Source organism: Marinilabilia salmonicolor JCM 21150, assembly GCF_000259075.1.
GTDB classification, from domain to species: Bacteria; Bacteroidota; Bacteroidia; order Bacteroidales; family Marinilabiliaceae; genus Marinilabilia; species Marinilabilia salmonicolor.
The window spans coordinates 92,350-113,392 of record NZ_AJKI01000041.1 but is presented as its reverse complement, the minus strand read 5'-3'; the positions used below and the strand labels follow the sequence as shown (position 1 = coordinate 113,392).

At 41.1% G+C, this 21,043-nt stretch carries 19 protein-coding genes; 3 read left to right on the top strand and 16 right to left on the bottom strand.

Going from position 1 to position 21,043, the window contains the following annotated elements; all coding sequences use genetic code 11:
- Nucleotides 1–125 precede the first annotated feature (125 nt).
- The 7 genes from W7W_RS0117760 to nusB all read right to left on the bottom strand — a co-directional run bounded on the left by W7W_RS0117760 (nt 126) and on the right by nusB (nt 5,118).
- Entirely contained in the window at nt 126–572 is a 447-nt protein-coding gene (locus W7W_RS0117760; RefSeq protein ID WP_010665010.1) for a DUF5606 family protein, read from the bottom strand.
- Between the two features lie 68 nt (nt 573–640).
- A complete protein-coding gene (locus W7W_RS0117755; RefSeq protein ID WP_010665009.1) occupies nt 641–1,369 on the bottom strand; it encodes a TerB family tellurite resistance protein in 729 nt (242 codons plus the stop codon).
- Nucleotides 1,369–1,950 carry a dephospho-CoA kinase gene (gene coaE / locus W7W_RS0117750; RefSeq protein WP_010665008.1) on the bottom strand — a complete coding sequence of 194 codons (582 nt, stop codon included), beginning with the start codon at nt 1,948–1,950 and terminating at the stop codon, nt 1,369–1,371. The genes W7W_RS0117755 and coaE overlap by 1 nt, the downstream gene beginning before the upstream one ends.
- A 3-nt stretch (nt 1,951–1,953) precedes the next feature.
- Complete coding sequence (locus W7W_RS0117745) at nt 1,954–2,973, bottom strand: YbbR-like domain-containing protein (RefSeq protein WP_010665007.1); 1,020 nt, start codon at nt 2,971–2,973, stop codon at nt 1,954–1,956.
- Between the two features lie 367 nt (nt 2,974–3,340).
- Complete coding sequence (gene yajC, locus W7W_RS0117730) at nt 3,341–3,655, bottom strand: preprotein translocase subunit YajC (RefSeq protein WP_010665006.1); 315 nt, start codon at nt 3,653–3,655, stop codon at nt 3,341–3,343.
- 88 nt (nt 3,656–3,743) lie between these two features.
- Nucleotides 3,744–4,187 carry a DUF1573 domain-containing protein gene (locus tag W7W_RS0117725; RefSeq protein WP_010665005.1) on the bottom strand — a complete coding sequence of 148 codons (444 nt, stop codon included), beginning with the start codon at nt 4,185–4,187 and terminating at the stop codon, nt 3,744–3,746.
- Entirely contained in the window at nt 4,165–5,118 is a 954-nt protein-coding gene (gene nusB, locus W7W_RS0117720; RefSeq protein WP_010665004.1) for a transcription antitermination factor NusB, read from the bottom strand. Before nusB ends, W7W_RS0117725 begins: the two co-directional genes overlap by 23 nt.
- A 683-nt stretch (nt 5,119–5,801) precedes the next feature.
- On the opposite strand from nusB, the gene W7W_RS0117715 reads away from it, so the two are divergent.
- Complete coding sequence (locus tag W7W_RS0117715; RefSeq protein WP_010665003.1) at nt 5,802–6,185, top strand: DUF3276 family protein; 384 nt, start codon at nt 5,802–5,804, stop codon at nt 6,183–6,185.
- A 66-nt stretch (nt 6,186–6,251) separates the two neighbouring features.
- Here the strand turns inward: W7W_RS0117715 and W7W_RS0117710 are convergent, their stop codons facing one another.
- Nucleotides 6,252–7,010, bottom strand: coding sequence for a hypothetical protein (locus W7W_RS0117710; RefSeq protein WP_010665002.1), 759 nt, complete (start codon nt 7,008–7,010; stop codon nt 6,252–6,254).
- Nucleotides 7,011–7,314: 304 nt separating this feature from the next.
- Between W7W_RS0117710 and feoB the strand changes: the two genes are divergently transcribed.
- Both feoB and W7W_RS0117700 read left to right on the top strand, forming a co-directional pair.
- Complete coding sequence (feoB, locus tag W7W_RS0117705) at nt 7,315–9,804, top strand: ferrous iron transport protein B (RefSeq protein WP_029510662.1); 2,490 nt, start codon at nt 7,315–7,317, stop codon at nt 9,802–9,804.
- A 49-nt stretch (nt 9,805–9,853) separates the two neighbouring features.
- Nucleotides 9,854–10,057, top strand: a complete 204-nt coding sequence (locus W7W_RS0117700) for a FeoB-associated Cys-rich membrane protein (protein ID WP_010664999.1) — start codon at nt 9,854–9,856, stop codon at nt 10,055–10,057.
- 5 nt (nt 10,058–10,062) lie between these two features.
- Here W7W_RS0117700 and W7W_RS0117695 read toward each other — a convergent pair whose 3' ends face one another.
- The 8 genes from W7W_RS0117695 to W7W_RS0117655 form a co-directional block, all read right to left on the bottom strand.
- Nucleotides 10,063–11,514, bottom strand: coding sequence for an aminoacyl-histidine dipeptidase (locus W7W_RS0117695; protein ID WP_010664998.1), 1,452 nt, complete (start codon nt 11,512–11,514; stop codon nt 10,063–10,065).
- Between the two features lie 175 nt (nt 11,515–11,689).
- Complete coding sequence (locus W7W_RS0117690; protein ID WP_010664997.1) at nt 11,690–12,571, bottom strand: transglutaminase-like domain-containing protein; 882 nt, start codon at nt 12,569–12,571, stop codon at nt 11,690–11,692.
- An 11-nt stretch (nt 12,572–12,582) separates the two neighbouring features.
- Entirely contained in the window at nt 12,583–13,458 is an 876-nt protein-coding gene (locus W7W_RS0117685) for a nucleoside phosphorylase (RefSeq protein WP_010664996.1), read from the bottom strand.
- A gap of 391 nt (nt 13,459–13,849) precedes the next feature.
- The gene (locus W7W_RS0117675) at nt 13,850–14,137 is read right to left on the bottom strand and encodes a hypothetical protein (protein ID WP_010664995.1); all 288 of its coding nucleotides are present in this window, start codon (nt 14,135–14,137) and stop codon (nt 13,850–13,852) included.
- 165 nt (nt 14,138–14,302) lie between these two features.
- Nucleotides 14,303–15,046, bottom strand: coding sequence for a hypothetical protein (locus W7W_RS0117670; protein ID WP_010664994.1), 744 nt, complete (start codon nt 15,044–15,046; stop codon nt 14,303–14,305).
- A 1-nt stretch (nt 15,047) separates the two neighbouring features.
- A complete protein-coding gene (locus W7W_RS0117665; protein WP_010664993.1) occupies nt 15,048–18,287 on the bottom strand; it encodes a toxin VasX in 3,240 nt (1,079 codons plus the stop codon).
- Nucleotides 18,280–19,065 (bottom strand): PAAR domain-containing protein, encoded by a 786-nt coding sequence (locus tag W7W_RS23300; protein WP_010664992.1) that lies wholly within the window; start codon nt 19,063–19,065, stop codon nt 18,280–18,282. The genes W7W_RS0117665 and W7W_RS23300 overlap by 8 nt, the downstream gene beginning before the upstream one ends.
- Nucleotides 19,066–19,076: 11 nt before the next feature.
- Entirely contained in the window at nt 19,077–20,921 is a 1,845-nt protein-coding gene (locus W7W_RS0117655) for a type VI secretion system Vgr family protein (protein ID WP_010664991.1), read from the bottom strand.
- Nucleotides 20,922–21,043: the final 122 nt, after the last annotated feature.

Here is a 21,043-nt window from a genome sequence, read left to right as displayed (position 1 = left end):
GACCCCTTGGTCTCTCTTGCAAAGCGGGTGCAAAGATAACGCATTGTTTCCCGCTTTTCCAAATAAAAAGAGCAATAAAAATCAAATAAAAAGATAACATTCAGTTAATCAGAATGTAAATTTTATCAATCCTTATTTTCTTCAGTGTTCTCTTCAGTGTTCTCCTCATCCTCACCTTTCTTATAGGCTTCAATGGCATCGGCCGAAATCACCTCTTTTTCTTTAAGCAGATTATACCAGGCAAACACTTTTTTGATGTCAGAAACATAAACTCTTTCATCATCATAATCAGGTAATGCTTCCCCAAAAGCATCCTTAAGCTCCTTTGAGGAGGCTTTCTTGGGATTTACATCCAGATTCTTCTCAAAAACATTCACAAACACATCAGCAAGTTTTGTGTCTCCATCGATTGTAAAGATAGAAATATCCTCAAGTGAGCTGATTTTGGAGGATGCATATGCGGGTGTTCTTTTCCCGTCGATAAGCGACTCCACAATAATGCTGTTTTTAGCATTCGTAATCATTTTGAAAAGCCCGGGCTTCCCTGAAATTGCAAGAATTCCTTTCAACATGTTCCTTCAGATTTAAATTAAGGCTGCAAAAATAATACAAACATTAATATGACAAAGCAGTGGATGTATCAATTCATCCCTCTCTCCTTTTTTATTTTGTTATAAGCTTCGTTAACCCTGGCAAATTTTTCATTGGCTGATTTCTGAAACTCCGGCCCCAAATGGCTTACCTTATCCGGATGAAAACGAACTGCCATTTTCCGGTAAGCCTTTTTTACCTCCTCATTTGTTGCAGAAGATGAGATTTCCAGAACTTTATAAGCTGCCTCAACATTATCATAAAACATATTAAGGACAGCCTGATAATCGGTGGAAGAAACTCCAAGCAATCCGGAAATTCTTTGAATCATCTGAACTTCAACTGCATTGAGTTGACCGTCAGCCTTTGCCAATCCAAACAAAAGATGCAGTAGTTGCACACGACTATCATATCCTACATTTACACGAACCTGGTGACACACCTCTGTTAAAGGAATATCTTTCTTCATAAGATCACGCAATACATTGAGTGCATCTTTGGTTTTATCCTCACCAAGCATGTTTCGCAAATATATCTTCACGAAATCCAGTTCGGAGCGCAACACTTTGCCATCGGCTTTCATAACTGCGGCCATCAGCACAAGAAGTGAAACCACAAATCCGTCACGGGCACTTCCACCACTCATCCCACGAGGACGCTGCCCCTCTGAGGTAGCAGCCTCGGCCTGACCTCCCAGAAACATTCCAATCAAAGCTCCAATGGGGCCAAAAACCCACCATCCTAATCCAAAACCTATTAAAGAACCTAAAAATCCCATTATTTAATCAATTCATTATGTATATTTAAAATCTGAGGGGTCACCAGATGAACATCGTCTGCTTTCACCTCAAAGTCACAATAGCGTCTTAACTGCTCCTCATTCCATTGGTTGTTAATTCGCTCTTCCACTTTTGCTCTGGAATTACCGTCACGTTCCATCACACGGTTAATTCTTCTTTTTTCAGGAGCAGTAACCAGAATCACTTTATCCATAAACCTGTACCCCCCACTCTCAATTAACACGGCAGCCTCTTCAATAACATACGAAGCAGACTGTTTATTGCACCATTCCTGAAAATCATGATGCACAACCGGATGAACAAGATCATTAACCTGTTGGAGAAGTTTCTGGTCGTTAAAGATTTTTTCGGCCACCAATCCCCTGTTCAACTGGCCGTTCCGGGTATAAACATCCACTCCAAACAATCGCTGGTAACCGGAACGCAGTTGTTCATTCTCAACAATCAGTAATTTGGCACGATCATCCGCATAATAAACCGGCACTCCGAAAGACTCAAATATCCGGCATACAGTGGTTTTGCCACTGCCTATTCCACCAGTAACACCAACCTTTATCAAACCTTATCGTTTTTTTTCCAACAAATATTCTACAAAGATGGGAGAAAAATTATACGATTCCACCTCATCAGGCACTCTTTCCATTCTGACTTTTAAACGATCCGGACGTTCTTCTTCAAAAACTTTTTCCAGATCCACTACTGCCCGAAACATATTCCTGTCAATTTTTTCATACTTACTGATTCCAACACGGTAAGAGATTTGAATTTCAGAAGGGAAGGTTTTTATTCTTAAACTGTCCGGAAGACCATTTATCCGTAATGGCACACTAACATTAAGTTCGGTAAAAGGCTCCACGGGAATCATGGCATTCACCCTTTTCACAGGAGATTTAATCTGAGGAGGAAGTTCAATATTTACCATGGTAGTAACCGTATCAGAGAGATTCTCAAAAAACAGAGGCCTTGTAGTTACCTGCTTCAAAGTATCGATCATTCTTTTAGGACCAAAAATCTCAACCGAGTCGGGATTTAAAACCACAGGTCCGCTTTGAAGAAATTGTTTTTCGAAGGTGAGTTGTGATTCAATAAACACAGGAACCTTGGCATTACCTCTTTCCATTAGAGGAACGAACAAGGTATCGGGTTCAATCTCCATCAACTCCATCCCTTGCGACAGTTGACCAACAATACGATTATGCCCCTCTTTCGTAATGGTATAAACTCCATGCTCATTACCGGAGGAAAACGATTTCATTTCGGAGACATCAAACGTAAGCGGAAGAAATGTATTGCTCAGTTGATACCGGAGAATCACAAATCCACCGGCCCGAACTTTGAGAAAAATCTTCTTTTTCAGGTCATCAGGAAGCATCTTATCCTCGGGAATATTCTCAAACTTTACCGGATAAACCAATGTGGCGGTATAATCTTTACGAAGCGCATTAAGGAACCAGAATCCGGTAGAAATAATAAGAAAAATAAGAAACACAATTACGTTTCGATCCTGACGAACCTTGTCAAACCAATCCCAAAGGTTGCCCCTGAGATTTTGCAGATAATCAAGAAAACCGCTCCAAGACATACAGATAATTTTTTATTAGTAAGCCTTTACTAGATATTGAGATAATTAACGAAAAACAACCTACAAAAAAAAATCCCCCGGCTCCGTTTTGTTTTTGTGAATCAACCCTAATAAAAAAGGCCAATGATTTACAAAAATAATCATTGACCTTCTTAAACCTGCTTAATTCACAAATAATTTATTCCGATGCACAACTATCTGCGAAATACAACCGTCCTCAACAAAATAGATTTGAAAATAATTTTTTATTTCCTGCACCCATTTTATTTGCGGTTGATTGTATTTCTTGATATTTGAACATCTCATTACAATAATTCATGAATAAAGCAGGCTAAAACAATAATTTAAAAAAATCAGCCTGCAGCTGTTATTTTTTTGCAGCATCGGACATATCCATGATAATGCCGGCTTTATCGACTTTAATATTCACATCGTTGGCAATTTCAATTACCACATGACTTTCTTTAACTTCAGTCACTTTTCCGTAAATTCCACCGGTAGTTACAACTTTGTCCCCTTTCTTGAGGCTTTCACGATATTTTCTCAATTCTTTTTGTCTTTTAACCTGAGGGCGAATCATGAAAAAATAAAACACCACAATAATTAAAAGAAAAGGCAATAGTTGCATCAACATGCCACCCTGGCTGCCTTCTCCTGCTGCTTGTAAAAACAAACTCATCATAATATCAATAAATTTTGGTTCTATACTATTTCTGAACTGTCAAACCTTATCAGCAAAAACAGTTCCGAAAAATAATTTTGCAATATAATTAATTTTTACCGACTTCAGCAAAAATAGATAACCGGACGGGCGTTTTATGGCCCCGAAAGAAAACCCGAGCCTCCTGAAACTGACTTCCTCTTTTGCCACGACTGTCAAAAATGACCTCCACAAAACCTGTTTCACCCGATTTCAGGGGTTTTTCGGAATATTCGGCCACTGTACATCCGCAACCGGTAACCACTCTTTCTATCATTAATAATCCTTCACCGGTGTTCTTGTACCCAAACCTGGCCCCCACCTCTTCGCCATAATCAAGCACTCCGAAGTTATGCTCCAATGTCTCAAACTCCGGATTACCTCCAAATATTTCTGCTTCTGCTTCACCACCGCCTTCTGCATCATTTTGTTTTTGTCTGCCGTTACAGGCCGATAACATCAGCAAAAAGGTAAGCATTGGAAGAAAGAGTTTACTCTTCAGTTTTGCTACCATTATCTCCAAGTTTAATCAGGTTTTCTTCTGATCTCAGATGAGTGATGATTTTATCAAGGATACCATTAATGAAGTTACCACTCTTAGGTGTGGAATAGTGCTTCGCTAATTCAATATATTCGTTAAGTGTAACCTTAACCGGGATTTCGGGAAACTCCATAACCTCTGCAATAGCTATTTGCATCAAGACAATATCAAGATAAGCGACCCGATCAAGCTCCCAGTTACGGGAAAACTTTTTAATTAAGGCCTGATAATCAACATTGTTCACAATTGCTTTCCGCAAAAGTGTTTTCACAAAAGCCCTGTCCTCATCGTCTTTAAATTCCCGTTGAAGAGGCTGATTATCGCCTTTCTCCTCTTCAAACTCCTTGAGTGTCTTCACCACGATACTCACTACAAACTCAGCTTCGTCGTTCCAAAAGATACTCTGTTCTTCAAATAAAGAATAAAGTGGGAGATACTGACCAATTACTTTTTCGAAAAGTTTGGATATGAACTTCCGATCAGTTTCATAATCATCGGAGTCACTTTCCATGTACTGTTTGTATTGTTCGGATTCCACAATGATTTTAAACACATCCTTGATGTATTGCTCATTGTTATTCCATGAAAGACCTGTTGCATCAATATAGTTGAGCAACTGTTTATTTTCTCTCAGCTGAAGAATCACCCGGTTGTTGATAAACTTTTTATTAGGATGAAGGTCTTCGTAAGCAGGTCTCTTCTTGTTCAGTCCGTTTTCGATGCGTTTTTCGGCAAAGTCGCGAACATCCAGAATCAACAATAAGAGTAAATGGTAAAGTTCATGAGATTTTGAAATACTGTGAAACAATTCTTTTTCGGTCTGTTGGATGGTGCTTTCACCTCCCCTGAAATGACCATAAACTGTTTGCATCACTTTCACTCGGAGCAGTCTTCTACTAAGCATTCGTTAAAGAACTTTTGTTACTTCTGATAATTTTTCAACCACAAAAGTAGGTCTTTTTTTATTTTGCACAAGGACGGAATAGTTTATTTAGCAAAAATGCACCCACAATCACCACAAAATACTGATTGTCAAAATTTTAATAAACCTCAAAATATCTTAAAATACCAACAACAAATAAAGAAAATAAGATAAGACGGACCAATCAAGAAAAAGTTTGAAAACTCCTTTTATATTCACGATTGTCTGGAGAAACTACTATTATAAAAAGAGATTGCTTCGTGTTTTTGCCAATGACGAGGTTTTACATGATTACGAATAGCCAACTATTTTCAAATCAAATTTGTGGAGAACGCTTGTATTTGGCTGACAGTTGAGTATATAAACAGACAATTTATAAATCAATCAGGGTACATTGTAATATTCGCTCACAGCTGTTTTAAAAACCTCTTATTAAGATTACAATTATCTCGAACCATCAACTAAATATGACAAAGATTCATTGCTAAAGCAGAATAAAAAACCTCAGGTATCGGGTCACATCAGGAGGAAACAACAAACTTGTAGTTAAAGAGTTTAAATTTTAGAATAATTTTGTAAACAATCTTTGGTTATTTTAAAAAATTATTGCCATTTTTGACCGGGAGAAACACAATGTTTTCTTACTCAAAAAAATTTATTTTAAGATGGAAGGATTTGACAAAAAAGATGACTTTGACAAAAAGAGAAATGACAGGGATGACATCTTTTCAAAAGCGGTAAGAGCCGGGAAACGCACTTATTTTTTTGATGTAAAGGCTACGCGGAAGAATGATTACTACCTGACCATTACCGAAAGCAAGAAGCGTTTTGAAGATGACGGACGTTTCCGATTCGAGAAACACAAATTGTTCCTTTACAAGGAAGACTTTGCAAAATTTGCTGATGGTCTGAAAGAGGTGATTGATTTCATCCAGGCCGAACAGGGTGTCTATACCGAAGAGGGGCCAAAAGAAGAAGAGCAGGAGACTGCAGACTCTCTTTCCGCCGCTGAATACACCAATGTTGACTTTGAAGATCTCAGTAAATAGAGTGTCATTTTATCGAACAAAAAACGAGATCCGAATAAATCAGATCTCGTTTTTTTTTATAGGTTTTCAAAATGGCTGTTCCCCGTTACTATTTCCCAGTTTTCCATTCTTTATTTTTTCCAGAATACCTCCTAATTCATTAAAGGTGAGTTTTTTCACATTGGTCAACACAAAATCTTTTCTCAGACCAGCCCCCAACAGGTTTGACTCATCAATTGCCGCCTGAACTTTTTCATTTAGCGAGACATCAATCGGAACCAATCCCCAAAAAGTTACAAACTGACCGGAAAAGGCTAAAAACTCAAGTTTTCCACCAAACTTACTAAACATATATTCGACTTCACCGGAAATGACTTTTTTCCTGGTATCTTCAAAAGGCTGACCATCTTCTGAGAAAAAAGCTCCGAAAAAGCGAAGTTGCTGGCCGCGGCCACCCAATCCGGTGGAAATAAACATTGGGGGATGGTCAAGCATAGACGCCTGAAATATCAATTTGCATTCCTGAAGGGCCAGATAAGTCCAGTCTTCCAGGCCTCTGTCGGGTGCGTCCTGATAACCCTGAAGTATTCTGATGGCATCCGGACTTCCCAAAGAAGCAATGGTTGTCAGGCGATATCTCTTGCTTTTCGCGGACGAATTCTCATCCCACAACTCATACTTTCCCGCCATTGCCTTAAGCGGTGAGAGAGTCTTCTTCACCTCCTTGGAAATGCGCATATAGGCCATCTGGGTATCAAGGCCGACCTCACGTTCCATAATCTGAATATCACCACCATTCTCCCTGATTACTTTCTGAAAATCTTCAAAAGTCCCTGAAAAGTCCATGCATCCTCCTTTTTTCTTCACTTCTTCAATAATCTTACCAAAAGTATAACTAAAAGGTTACTTAAATGTTTTACTCAATCTTTTCTGCCATCGCGTCAGAAATTCAAAAAGAAAGCTGCCATTTTGATCATTTATCCTTAGAAAAATCCCTAAAAGTTGGGATTGTCGGTGAAATGTCCTTTTGCTATTTTTGAAAACTTTAAAATAGATGAAAGATATGCGGGAAGTGGCAAGCACAATCGAAACCGATGTTACTTGTTGATGAATTACAAATACCAAATTAAAAAGAACGTTTTTACCATATATGAACTTATCAGAGTTAACGAACGGCCAGGAAGGGATAATAGTAAAGGTCAAGGGACATGGAGCCTTTCGAAAGCGCATCATAGAAATGGGTTTTGTGCGGGGGAAAAAAGTTACGGTTATCAAAAATGCCCCGTTGAAAGATCCAATTGAATACAGTATCATGGGCTACAAAGTTTCGCTTCGCAGAAGTGAAGCGACTTTGATTGAAGTGATATCCAGAAAAGAAGCAGAAGAGCTGGAAACCACCTCTTATCATGGAACCATTACCGACGATTTACTGACGCGAACCGCCACCAAAAAACGAAAAACCATCAATGTTGCCCTGGTGGGAAACCCAAACTGCGGAAAAACCACAATCTTCAACCAGGCCAGCGGTGCCAACGAACATGTGGGAAACTACAGTGGCGTTACCATTGACATCAAAAGCGGAAATTTTCACTACAAAGACTATACTTTAAGAGTCTCAGACTTACCGGGAACATATTCTCTGTCGGCTTATAGTCCGGAAGAAGTTTTCGTGCGGGAACACATCAGCCAGGAGTTGCCCGACATCATCATCAATGTGGTAGATGCATCCAATCTGGAGCGTAACCTCTATCTAACATCCCAGCTCATCGACATGGATGTCCGCACCGTCGTTGCGCTGAACATGTATGACGATTTTCAGAAAAAAGGGGATAAACTGGATTATCCCTTTCTGGGAAAGATGTTGGGTATCCCTTTTGTGCCCACAATTGGATCCAGAGGAACCGGAGTTGACGATTTGTTTAAAACAGTCGTTGAAGTTTATGAGGATAAAACAGAACAGGCACGGAGGGTAAAGATCAATTATGGGGAAAACATAGAGAAAGCGATTGGTTCCATTGAGCAGATTGCTGCAGGATACCCCGAGATATCCAGCAATGTATCCCCTCGTTTTCTGGCTATAAAACTACTGGAAAAAGACCGGGTTTTCAAGGACAAGGTGGCTGCCGGAGGTTTTTCCTCAATAATCAGTGAGGCAGAAAAACAAACAGGGAAACTGGAAAGCCTTTTTCAGGAAGATACTGAAACAGTAATTACCGATGCCCGCTACGGTTTTATTGCAGGAGCCATGAAGGAAACCTACAAAGAAAATCCGCAGCAAAGAAGGCGTAAAACAGATTTTATCGATTCCGTGCTGACCCATCGCCTCTTTGGATTCCCCTTTTTCTTCTTTTTTATCTGGCTGATGTTTCAGACAACTTTCCGTTTGGGAGAGTACCCGATGGGGTGGATAGAAGAAGGTGTAGCGATGCTTTCGCAGTGGGCCTCATCGGTACTGACACCAGGACCATTTACTGACCTCGTTGTTGACGGTATTATCGGGGGTGTGGGTGGAGTCATTGTATTTCTTCCCAACATCCTGATATTATTTTTCTTTATCTCGTTTATGGAAGACACCGGATATATGGCCCGGGCAGCTTTCATTATGGATAAAGTAATGCATAAAATAGGATTGCATGGAAAATCCTTCATCCCCCTGATAATGGGATTCGGGTGTAACGTTCCGGCCATCATGGCAACACGCACCATAGAGGATCGAAACAACAGGTTACTAACCATTTTAATCAATCCTTTTATGTCGTGCAGTGCACGTTTACCAGTTTATATTTTACTAATAGGAGCTTTCTTCCCGGAACACCCCGGAACTGTGTTGTTTCTGCTATACGGAACAGGAATCGCACTGGCTGTTATTGTAGCCAGAATTTTCAAGCGGTTTTTGTTTAAAAAATCAGACACTCCTTTCGTCATGGAGCTTCCTCCTTACCGGCTTCCAACATTGAAGAGTACCACCCGGCATATGTGGTTCAAAGGAAGCCAGTACCTAAAAAAAATGGGTGGAGTTATAATGGTAGCCTCCATCATCATCTGGTTTTTGGGATACTATCCCCGGTCGAACGAACAGACAGAAGCTATTGAAACCCAAAAGCAGGAACTGGTGCATAAATATTCTGCCCTAAAACAACATTCATCTGCTGATTTATCTGAAAAACTGGAAGCAGAAAAACAGGAAAAGCTGACAGAACTTAATCACATTCAGGAAAGAGTTCGCCATGAAAACAGTTACATCGGAAAAATTGGAAAAAGCATTGAACCGGCCATACAACCTCTGGGTTTTGACTGGAAGATGGGCGTCAGCCTGCTTAGCGGAGTGGCAGCCAAGGAAATTGTGGTAAGCACCATGGCTGTGCTTTACCAAACCGATGATGCAGAAGCAAGTGGAAACGCCCAGTTGATAGAACAAATTAAGAACGATAAATATCCCGATGGGACTCCGGTATTTACCACCCTGTCGGCCATTTCATTCCTGATATTTATTCTGATATACTTCCCCTGTGTGGCGGTAATTGCTGCCATCAAAAAAGAAGCAGGTTCTTGGAAATGGGCACTTTTCACTATTTTTTACACCACAGGACTGGCCTATTTTTTGTCACTGATAATTTATCAGGGGGGACAGTTGTTTTGAGTTCTGAGTTTTGAGTTTTGAATAGAAAGATTACAAAGAAAGGGTTATTATGATACAGGAAATTTTAACAGGATTAGCAGTTAGTGGAGCCTTTGCCTATACCATTTATTCATTCTGGAAAGCTATTTTTTCAGATAATGGAAGGGCATGTGGCGGAGGTTGTGCATCCTGTTCAGCCAAAGATTTACTGATAAAGGAGATGCATACAAAAGGTAAGAAGCCTGAATTCAAACAATTCAGGCCTCTTAGATAGTAGTTTTACGACTTTAAAATAAGCAACAAGTGATCCCAGAATTTGCGGACCGTTTCAATGTGCAATCGTTCGTCGGGAGAATGTGCTCCTTTAATTGTAGGCCCGATGGAAATCATGTCCGTATCGGGATACTTCTGAAGAAACAAGCCACATTCCAGTCCGGCATGTATGGCTTTCACCTCCGGTTTTTGGCCGAAAAGCTGTTCATAAGTATCAACAGCCACTTTTAAAACAGGTGAATTCATATCGGGCTCCCATCCGGGGTAGCCGTCGGAATGTTTCACCCGGGCCCCTGCCAGACCAAAAACACTCTCTACCATATTGGCAATATTGTCACGGGCACTTTCCACCGAACTGCGCTGACTGGTGGTAACCAGTATTTCGTTATCAATCATTTTTACAGAAGCAAGGTTGGTCGATGTCTCCACCATTCCGTCAATCTCTTTACTCCATTCCATCACCCCATGCGGGCAGGCATAAAGAGAATTCAATAATTGTTGCTGGAAGGCGGCAGAAAAAACTTTTTCGGGAAGATCGGTTGATCCCAGCCGCAACTTTACGCCCGGATCTGTATGCCTCAGCTCCTGCTCCACCTCATGGGTAAAAAGATTCAACACCACTCTGGCTTCCTCTTTACATTTAGAGGGTACCACTCCAAACGCAGATGCTTCCCGAGCAATAGCATTTCTCAGGTTCCCCCCCTCAATCCGGGCAACCTTGAAATCATAATCGCGGGCCATCATCCACAAATAACGAACTAGAATCTTATTTGCATTTCCGAGACCTTTATGAATATCATCTCCCGAATGCCCTCCTTTCAAGCCAGTCACTGAAATCTCAATGGCTGTGTGACCACCCGGTGTGTCATCAAATTCCGGGGTAAAACGGGCAAGCGTATCAATCCCCCCGGCACATCCGATAAAAAGTTCGCCTTCATCTTCCGAGTCCAGATTAATGAGAGTCCTCCCCTCAAAAAAACCTTCCTCAAGATTAAATGCACCGGTAAGACCTGTTTCCTCATCCACAGTAAAAAGACACTCAAGGGCCGGATGCGGAATATCTTTTGCTGTCAACAATGCGAGCTGTGCTGCCATCCCGATACCATCATCAGCCCCCAAAGTCGTTCCATCAGCCTTTATCCAATCTTCGGCACGCACAGGCACAATCGGATCTTTAAAGAAGTCATGTTTCTTATCGTTGTTCTTCTCTCCCACCATGTCCACATGCGACTGAAGCACAATAGCTTTTTTCTTTTCCATGCCGGGTGTGGATGGTTTGCAAATCAACACATTACCTATTTTGTCCCTTTTAGCATCCAGATTGTATTTTTTTGCAAAAGCAAGCAGCCACTCAACTATTTGCTCTTCGTGTTTCGATGGCCGTGGAATGCGGCAAATTTCACCAAAATATTCCCATACCTTTTCAGGATAGAGTCCTTCAAAAACATTGTTTGTCATCAGCAATATTTAATTTTAATAAGTTCAACATGAATTTCTAAACGTCCAAATTTAAAACAGACCATGAAAAAAAACGGTTATCCACTTCCATGGGAACTATCAGGGGTTGAAGAATTGACCTCAAAACGGTAGCGACGCAATCCCCTACTGAAAACCGGACAAAACCAATACATCATCAGCTTGCATGCTCATCCATAATAGCAATCAGTTCCCTTATCTCCTCAATTTTGACCAGCTGTCCTGTATGCTCATAGCCCAACACAAGGTTATTCAGTACCCGGCGGATGATGTCAAGATTAGAACATGGCTCGAAATAAGAATTTCTAGGTTCGAGTTTTTGTTGTTTAATAAAGTGCTCAATCTCTTTACGTCCCAGAATTGCCCCTTTATTTATTGGATTAATGTAAAAAAGGACAGATGATTCATTATCTGATTCCTGCTTCAACATGGAGTCGGGATGATCCATATAAGCCAGTATAAAATTTTTCGGCAGATTCACTCCGTAAACCGGTAGTCCAAGTCGGTTAGCGATAGAAGAATAAATAATGGACAACGAGATAGGATTCCCTTTCCGTGTGTCCAGAACATCACAGATAAATGAGTTCTGAGGCGAAAGAAAATTACTGTTGTTGCGCGAAAAACCATGCACATCAAATAAAATATGATTCAGAATACGCGCTTTTTCCAGGGCAGTAAGATGCTCATTCAGTTCAAGCCAAACATCCTTTCGAAGGTTGCTTATGACTTCATCAATCTCTTCAAATTTAAGTTCAGGATACTGATAACGCGCCACCAGCCAGGCACCCGCAAGAAGATCTTCACCGTTGAATGCCACCCATGCCCGAAAACGTTTTTTTACATCTCTGAATTGAAGAGAATGTATAATGTTCTCAATCCGGTGCTGGAATACGCCATCTGGGTGTTCTTCCCATGCCTTCTCCAACTCCGGTACAATCTCAACCTCGGCTTTCATCAATTCACTTTCCACGGAATCAAAGATTTCCTGATTGGGATCATCCAGCAAAGTAATTAACGCCTTTATCCTGTCTCTTTCCATAAATAAAACCCTTAATGCGCCAACCTGTCCAGCACATACTGGATCAGTGATTTTATAACTGGTTTATAGTCTTTACTGTATGCTCCAGCTTTCCGATTGGCAATTATTGCACAAACAGTAGCTGCATTATGCCCCATTAGTTTTGACAAACCATAAATTGCTGAACATTCCATCTCATAATTGGTAATGCGCTCGTCTTCATACCTGAAAGCAGACAATTTATCATTTATTTGAGCATCCTTCAACGGCAATCTCAAAACCCTTCCCTGAGGTCCGTAAAACCCGGGAGCAGAGATAGTCACCCCTTTATAAACGTTTGGAGCGTCCAAAAGGTTAAACAGCTTTTCGGAAGCCTCTACCACATAAGGCTTTGTCAGCCTGTCGGACCACCCGGTTTCTTCCATCAGCTTTTGTTCGAAACCAAGGTTGCAAATCCCTTCGCATCCGTCATAAAAATTAAGTAACCCATCAAAACCAATGGCTTTACGACTCAGCAACCAACTATCCACCGGTAAATCTTTTTGAAGAGAGCCGGAAGTCCCAATGCGGACAATATTAAGAGAAGTTTTTTCTTCTTTAATAGTGCGGCTTTCAAAATCAATATTCACCAACGCATCCAGTTCATTCAGTACAATATCAATATTATCCGTACCAATCCCTGTGGATAAAACCGTTACAGGCAATCCTTTATATGTCCCTGTTTGCGATACAAACTCTCTGTTAACACTATGGAAATCGGTTTTGTCAAAGAATGAAGCCACGGTTTCCACCCGTCCCGGATCTCCCACAAGAATTATATTATTTGCCAGTTCACCAGGCTTAATATGTAAATGAAAAACGGAGCCATCCGGATTTATGATTAATTCTGATTCTTCGATTCTGCTCATATATATTTCGTTTAACAAAGTACTTTTCTCTCTGTCAACAACTTAATCTGTGTCCCGATAATTCACGGTAAATAAAGTTATACAGAATTACATCAAAATAAGAAAAAATAATTGAAATATAAAACCGAAAAGTTTAATCCTCCTTTATTGACTTCGTCGATCTTCGATTCATGACTGATTGTGATGAGATGATTAAAGCCACAAAATATAAACCAACCGGAACGGCCATCGCCATTCCGGAACAAAAAGTGGTCATAACGGTTGCTACCCCGTAGGATACCCCCGCACCAAACCAGGCAATACCGGCATCAAAATCCCCCTGGTTAAAAGCATCAACGGCATCCCAAATACATATTCCGACGGTGGCAAAACCACCAATGGCACCAAAAGATCACCCCCGCCAGTACTTCTCCCGTTCGGCCTGCTGTTCAGGCGTGGTCTCCGGTGTAGGAATACGACTTTTATACAACGGTTTCGGGAATTTTTTCTTCTTGCGACGCTGAAAATCCTTTTCGCGGTATGGATCAAAATCTTTGTGCGGAGGCAAAGGACGATTTTTATCCATGTACCAGGTGATAATGGATAATTCCTGATAACAATCCATGGCTCCAAAAGGAAAAAACAAGATAGATCCTGCCTTATCGGGTCTTATCAATTGTAATTGACAGGCACCAATCATATTTGGGCCTTCTAAACCGTCCCCTGTTAATTTATGGCGTTAACAGAACACCCACTCTCTATCCTGGTCCATTAATATCGTATTCTATAACATTTTCAATTGGCGAATCCAGGGGTTGATATTCTATCATTATTAAACCATGTTTCGATATAGCTGTATAATTTCTTATCCCTGATATTGGCGGTTTTTATTAATTAAGATTTCTGATAGTTGAGTAATTTCTAATACAGCATATATTTCTCCATTCTTAACAACAAAAATATCCTCGCATAAAAATTCCAATTCTTCATTTTCTTGTAAAACAAAATAGCTGTGCATATTTAGGAAATGGGTATAGTGGTCTTTTCCAACATTTTTATCACAAACAAAAATGAGTTCTCTTCTAGGAATAGATACCAAAAGCTCATCAGCATTTAGTAGTTTATGCGCTTCGAGCATGTGTTTTTTACTCATAATTTTTTGCGAGGCGAAAAACGACATTTTACAAGACAGAACTTTATACTCTAAATTCTTATCGGTAGGATTCCAAAACTCAAAAGGCACCTCAAAATTATCGAAGTTTCGTTGTCCGATTTCAAGTAGCATATGATAATACACCTTGTCTTTATTTCTGGTTGAAATATGCAATAATTCAGACTCACCATTTTTATTAATACAATTCTTATCTAATAAAACATGAGCCATAACTACTTTGGCATAATTGCCTTCTCGTTCATGAAATAAAGAGGTAATCTCATTACCTAAATCAAATTCCTGCGTTTTGGATGAAATTAAAACCGGCAGTATGTCTTCATCTGTTAATGTCGGATTTAAGTCTTCAATAACTCTGATTTGGGGATTTTTTTTTCCTGGTCCTACATTTACCGGTTCCTTAGAACCTAAGCCAAGAATTTTTCTGATAAAATTCATTTCAATTTAGATTTAGTTTCACTATTGTACGGGAAAGATTTGTCGGATACTCAGACTCATTGTACTTTTTAAAGTTGTATGCATCCATCAAAGTTTTTTCAGTTTTATAGTCAATCCAACTCTTATTTCCTAAAAGTTTTTTACATAAATTAATGTTATGATCCCGGGTTTCTCTTGAATTATTTGCTGATCTTTGGTCACGTGTCATTATCACCTCTTTCAGTTCTGTTTTAATGAAAAAATACCGGGGATTACCGCTCATTTCATTGGGCCAGTAAACTTTTTGTTGTTCATTTAAAACCAGGCGAATATAAAAATAACCCTGCTCGTAAAATTTACTCGCTTCTATGGATCTTAAGTCGAATTCAATATTACATTTCAAAGTGCTACTATCAACCTCTAGACCATCAAAATGAATAAACTCTACCATTTTTTTCTCAGCTCCGTTTCTCTCCCCGGAGCATGAAAGCAGGCCGTATTCAACATTTTGCTGTGCACTTATTTGCAGCAGCTGACATTCAAAACTAATGGTGTTAATCCGGTGAAAGCATGTTTCTTTAAAAGCAGAATTCATGGAGAGAAATCCCGATACTTTCAGGACTTCCCAACTTCTTCGTAAATCGTCAGATTCAACCCTAACCCCAATCATTGGATAGAGGCTTTCAAATTCGAGAAGCAAGGTGTTGTAGTTGCGCCATCGCTTAAACTCTTTGTTGATAATGATGTCTTTATGTGTATGCAACAGCCGCATAATTTCACCATGCGTACTTTTTAAAAAGTTTACTTCGGCATATCGTTTTAGTTCAGCAATGCCTTTTTTATTAAAAAGGTAATTGGCATAAAATTTAACCAGGGGTGTAAATGCAAGTGAAGTAGCCCACCAGACAAAAAATATGGCTAATGCAGCCAAAATGAGCAATGGCCAGATTGCCTTTAGCACCACCAGACCGACACCTCCTGTACCGGTGCCAATAGCCGCACTTACCGTAATGGTTCCTTTTATTGTAAACACCAGGCTTGCAACCGATACTGCTGTAGCCCCCATGTAAGCATAGGCCTGCATATTATTTCTTACCAGAAAGGCCTGGCGGACATTCAAAACCGATTCAATGATGCACAATCCGTCGGCAATTACGCCCATTTTTTTCACCAAAGTCTTTGAAACAGTCCTCCCAATTAACTTTTTAGCAAGAGCATCGCGTGCTGCAAGGTATGCCATGATGCTCTGTGTGGCGGCAAAAGAGGCTGCACCTACCGATATGGCCTTCTGCATATTGCTCCGGCTGTCGTCGTCCTGAACACCACGCAACCCGGTAATTAAATTGAAGACGGATAATCCCATACCCAGCTCCTCCAATTTCATTCCTTTCAACCATTTCTGAGTTACCTTTACGGCATTATTGGCTCTTGGCCTAATACGGATATGGGGCATGGAACTGCCGGACTCTAAATGGTCGTAAACTGCACGGGTGATTTGGTTTCTACCTTTTAATTGGGTTCTTCCCCGCTCTTCCAAACTTATCTCTTCCGCATATTCCAGAATGTCACTAATTTTCGACACCTGCACATCAAAATCCAACTCACGAAAACTCACACTGTTTAAGTATTTTGTAAGGATTTTAATTTGCTTTTCGCCATCAAAATAGCCAACGTATGTATCAAGAATATTAAGCACCTGAATTGCGCCATCAGCTTTATTCAGCACCCCTTCCCCCACATTAACAGCTTTTGTCATTAATTTGGAATACTCAGAGTCTTCGGCCAGCTTATTTTCGTAAAACGAGCTTAAATCCAGCCGCTTCTCATAGTCGCTGATAATATCCACATCACGCGCTCCCGGTTCGCGTATTAGAAACTGGTCATGAGCAATAAGAATATTTTTACTCTCGCAAAGCTTATCGGCAAAACCATCCGGAACTTCTTTAAAGCTGTCGTTGTAATAATCAGATTCAATAAAAGCCATCAAACTTGTGCGCGTGTTGTTGGTATTTACACGCATGTTTTGACGTTCCTTAATATTCAATATGCGGTAAATAATTGACCAGTCAACTTTTTCCGATTGCTTCTTCAATTCTTCAATTACTCCTGCTGCTCCGCTTTGTTGTTTATTGAGTCGTGCCAATTCCAGTTCAATTGAGTTATAGGTACTGGCTGCCAGTAAATATTGTTTTTCAAAATCATCAAACGAAATATCCTCTCCGTTCTCCTGATATTTTTCTTTAGCATTAGCAACGCCTTTAATGGGGTCGTCAAGTAGCGCTTTTTGTAATACGTCAACAGCAATGCCTGTCTTAGAAGACTGGGTGATTGCCTCATGCAGTGTTTCCAATCTGGCAATGTCTTCGCAAATATCTGATGCAGCTCCCCAGCGGTCGTGCACACAAACAAAAGGGTGATTAACAGGGTCAACCGAATCAGCAAGCCTTTCCTTGTAAATATCCTCAAAGCCTACCGTATCGGTGTAGTTGGGGACATAATACTGCTGAATGTCATCGCGTGAAAACACACCTTGTTGATCTTGCCCCTGAGCCACCCAGTCTTCTACGCTAAACGACTGAAAGTTGCTAAGAATGTCCTTGTTATTCCCATTTACGATATCTTCTAAAAGGTTTTCATCCCATTGTGTTTCGCAAAAATTAAGTTGCAATTGTTTCATATCGCGGGCAACAGGTATTCCTTTGAACGATTTTTGAAAACGAGGAGCAGATTGCACGTTTTTTTCGCCATTTTTGTTAAATCTGTTCAATTTGCAATGAATTACACCATTGGCTGAAGATATTTCATATTCTTTAACCACTTTCTTTTCACTCTCGAATGTATATAACCATCCATCACGCAAAGGGAGTGCAGCAAATTCATAGCCATACCTGTCGGGCTTTAAGGGCTCTTCAACTTCCTCAGCCCAAACATCTTCTTGTTCAGGACTTTTAGTATGGCAGCTATAGGGAAGTTCCAGATTTGTTACCATGCGGGTTGTTGATTGCTTTGCTGTTCCCTGACTAACAGTCTCCTTTAGTAATTGCCTCTGAGTGGTCGATTTTTCGGAAATATGGGGTGCATTTTCCACATCTAAAACCTTGGCTTTACTATTGGATTCCGGCAACGGGAAAAACTTCTTTGCAAATCCTGTATAAATCGTTTTTCTTACCAACCCATACCTCAATGGATGAATAAATACACAATCTTCACAAAGAGCAACCTCGGGACGTTCAGTATCGTTAACAGCACGCTTTTTACTCATAACTCACAGTAAAATAATAGTTTCCAAAAAACAGTTCTTCAACATCGGTAGCGTTCTGTTCCGCTTCAGGCAGGTCTTCTTTCTTAAACTCCCACTCAGCACAAGCTTCACTATCCTTTACTTTGCCTTTAACCTCAGCGATAAAGACATCCTCTTTTTCATCTTTAAAAAACACTGAGAAGGAAAGTTCTTCACCATCGTCAATACCGGAAACCTCCGCTGTAAGCTTTAGCATGCTTTTGAACTGCGCATCGGTTGTTCCCGCTTCATCATAACACCATTTCAAATTGTAAATCCGTGGTTCTTTTTCCTGTTCCTCCATTTCCCGGGCCTGCTCCTTCAGCTTCTTTTGGTTTCTTTCGGCTTCTTTAAGGCTTGATCCGCGTCCTGTAACAGCTGCAGCAGCCCTTAAAACAGGTGAAATGTCAGGAAAGGGTATTCTTTTGACCGGTGAGATAGCCGCGGGGGCACTTACACCCGTACCGATCAAAACGGTGGGATCTCCAACCGTAACCGAGCCGCCGTGGGCTGTCATGCTCCCCACGGTAGCGGCAGGCTTTCCGCCGATCAAAACGGTTGATTCGCCCTGCACAATAGTGTCGGGGGGGCCGGCACATGTGCACGTGTCCCCCATTACTGCGGCTGGTTTTCCTCCGATTAAGACTGTTGGTACTCCCGGGCCCATGACAGGTCCACCCACATGCGGTGGCGGTGGAACTCCGGGATTTAACATGGGGCAGACATGCATGCTGCCAATTGTTGCTGCTGGTCCTGGCATGATGTCCTTTTTTAATTCAGTTTAACAATACTTCCGGAAAACTCAGCCATGGCACTTCCTGCCACCTTGATCTGGGCAGCGTTCAATTCGGCATTCGTCTCACCTTTAATTAAAGCTTTTAAACCACTCAGGGTTGCATCTGATGTTGCTTCCATTTCCAGATTTCCCTGACTGCTAACAGAAGTGTCACCATCGCTTTGGATAGCCATATCTCCTTTTGATAGGGCTTGCATATTCCCCTCTGCTGAAATACTTATATCCTTCTTGGCTCCGATGCTAATATTCTCCTCGGCTGCTATGTTTATATTTTTTGCACTCAGATTCAAGTCCTCATTTGAAGATATAAACAGCGATTTCTCCTTCGTATCGAAAGTAATCACCGAACCGCCATTGTCGCGAATGTGGATTTTCTCCTCCCCTTCGGTATCATCAAACTCGATGGTGTGGCCGCTGCGGGTGGTGATGGACTTGATGTTGTTATCGGTAGCGGCTCCACCGCCATTGTCGCGATGAAAAAGGCTGCCCGTAACGTATGGACGGTCGGGGTTGCCCTGTTCGAAAGCCACCATCACCTGGTCGTCTATTTCGGGAATGAACAACAGACCACGGTTCTTTTTTAACACATCGCTGCTGCCGGCACTTTGCCCTTGCAGGCGCATCCAGTTGGTACTCTCGCCTTCGTCCTGCCAGAAGTAACGCACCTTTACACGCCCCATGTTCAGCGGGTCGGCATTGTCGGTAACCGTAGCCGGTTCAGGAAAGGCAGTGGGGGTTTTAATATGATCATCGGGCAACATTTCGGTCCCTCCTGCCACCCCGCGGAAAGTATTGGAATAGATGCCTGCGCGATTCACCTCGTGCATTACTTCAACAATGCGGTATCGTCCCAGATCGGGGCCCACATCTTTCTGATGCGATTCGGGAAGTCGCACAGACACCAACTCTCCCAGACGAATGGCGCAGGTTTTGGCTTCTGCCTTAACATCAGAAAGTTTAGAAGCACTGCGGCTGTGATGCATTTTCATTTGCCGCATAATATCTTTCTCATCGAGAATGGCCCTGTTCATGGGCAGTTTACAAGTGGTTTTGTAGATTGATTTCGACTTTCCTTTAGCCACTTCCATATAACTGTTCACCCCTTCGATTGGCTGGGTGGGTGCATCCTCGAAATAATCATTCTCTACTGCATTGTAATCATAAATCTCGGTATTCAAATTGTTAATTCCGGCACTAATGTTTATGGATTTTATTTCCACATCGTAGGCCACGCGACTGGTCTCATCCTTTTTGGGATTTCCGGCAATCAATTTTTTTCCATCATAATAAAACCAGTCGCCACAGGAGGCTGCCAGGCGTGAAAGAAAAGCAAAGCCGGTTTCACGGTATCGTGCCACATAAGGAATCGTCGTTTCGAATTTAGGTTTATTCTCCAATTCAAAGTTAAGGCCATAGCCATCTATGGTTTCACTAATGATTCCTGCCAGTGTATTGTCAATAAAAACCGCCATGGAGGGGTCTCTGTCGAGCAAAAGAGTAGGACTTCCGCCTTTTAATACCACTTCGCCCTGATCGCCGTCCTGCCCCACCACCTCTATATCCGTTATGATACCGCGAAAATCGTTGGACTCGCCACTTTCACGGTGTTTCATCCGTATTCCGATATTTTTACCCAACTGGTCGTATATTGTTTCGGGGGTTTCTGTCCAAACGGCAGGTTTACCGGGGCGGTAATTAACCACAACGGTAAAAATATGATGTCCGCTCATGGTCTGATGAAGTTTCATTTCGGTGTAGTCACATTTTTGACCGTCCACGATTACATCCACCTGGACGTTGTTAAGTTCTGATGAATTCATTGAATTTGAGTTTAGAGTTATTGTTAAATCTGAAGAAACAAACAAAGGATTGATATTGCATTAGCAAGGGAGAATTTCAATTCTTTTCTTTTTGCAGGACATAAATTTAGGTAGGATCATAT

Excerpts from the sequence above, each read along its gene's own strand:
- W7W_RS0117760 (WP_010665010.1), bottom strand. The coding sequence starts at position 572 with ATGTTGAAAGGAATTCTTGCAATTTCAGGGAAGCCCGGGCTTTTCAAA.
- W7W_RS0117755 (WP_010665009.1), bottom strand. The coding sequence starts at position 1,369 with ATGGGATTTTTAGGTTCTTTAATAGGTTTTGGATTAGGATGGTGGGTT.
- W7W_RS0117745 (WP_010665007.1), bottom strand. The coding sequence starts at position 2,973 with ATGTCTTGGAGCGGTTTTCTTGATTATCTGCAAAATCTCAGGGGCAAC.
- yajC (WP_010665006.1), bottom strand. The coding sequence starts at position 3,655 with ATGATGAGTTTGTTTTTACAAGCAGCAGGAGAAGGCAGCCAGGGTGGC.
- W7W_RS0117725 (WP_010665005.1), bottom strand. The coding sequence starts at position 4,187 with ATGGTAGCAAAACTGAAGAGTAAACTCTTTCTTCCAATGCTTACCTTT.
- nusB (WP_010665004.1), bottom strand. The coding sequence starts at position 5,118 with ATGCTTAGTAGAAGACTGCTCCGAGTGAAAGTGATGCAAACAGTTTAT.
- W7W_RS0117715 (WP_010665003.1), top strand. The coding sequence starts at position 5,802 with ATGGAAGGATTTGACAAAAAAGATGACTTTGACAAAAAGAGAAATGAC.
- W7W_RS0117710 (WP_010665002.1), bottom strand. The coding sequence starts at position 7,010 with ATGGACTTTTCAGGGACTTTTGAAGATTTTCAGAAAGTAATCAGGGAG.
- feoB (WP_029510662.1), top strand. The coding sequence starts at position 7,315 with ATGAACTTATCAGAGTTAACGAACGGCCAGGAAGGGATAATAGTAAAG.
- W7W_RS0117700 (WP_010664999.1), top strand. The coding sequence starts at position 9,854 with ATGATACAGGAAATTTTAACAGGATTAGCAGTTAGTGGAGCCTTTGCC.
- W7W_RS0117695 (WP_010664998.1), bottom strand. The coding sequence starts at position 11,514 with ATGACAAACAATGTTTTTGAAGGACTCTATCCTGAAAAGGTATGGGAA.
- W7W_RS0117690 (WP_010664997.1), bottom strand. The coding sequence starts at position 12,571 with ATGGAAAGAGACAGGATAAAGGCGTTAATTACTTTGCTGGATGATCCC.
- W7W_RS0117685 (WP_010664996.1), bottom strand. The coding sequence starts at position 13,458 with ATGAGCAGAATCGAAGAATCAGAATTAATCATAAATCCGGATGGCTCC.
- W7W_RS0117675 (WP_010664995.1), bottom strand. The coding sequence starts at position 14,137 with ATGATTGGTGCCTGTCAATTACAATTGATAAGACCCGATAAGGCAGGA.
- W7W_RS0117670 (WP_010664994.1), bottom strand. The coding sequence starts at position 15,046 with ATGAATTTTATCAGAAAAATTCTTGGCTTAGGTTCTAAGGAACCGGTA.
- W7W_RS0117665 (WP_010664993.1), bottom strand. The coding sequence starts at position 18,287 with ATGAGTAAAAAGCGTGCTGTTAACGATACTGAACGTCCCGAGGTTGCT.
- W7W_RS23300 (WP_010664992.1), bottom strand. The coding sequence starts at position 19,065 with ATGCCAGGACCAGCAGCAACAATTGGCAGCATGCATGTCTGCCCCATG.
- W7W_RS0117655 (WP_010664991.1), bottom strand. The coding sequence starts at position 20,921 with ATGAATTCATCAGAACTTAACAACGTCCAGGTGGATGTAATCGTGGAC.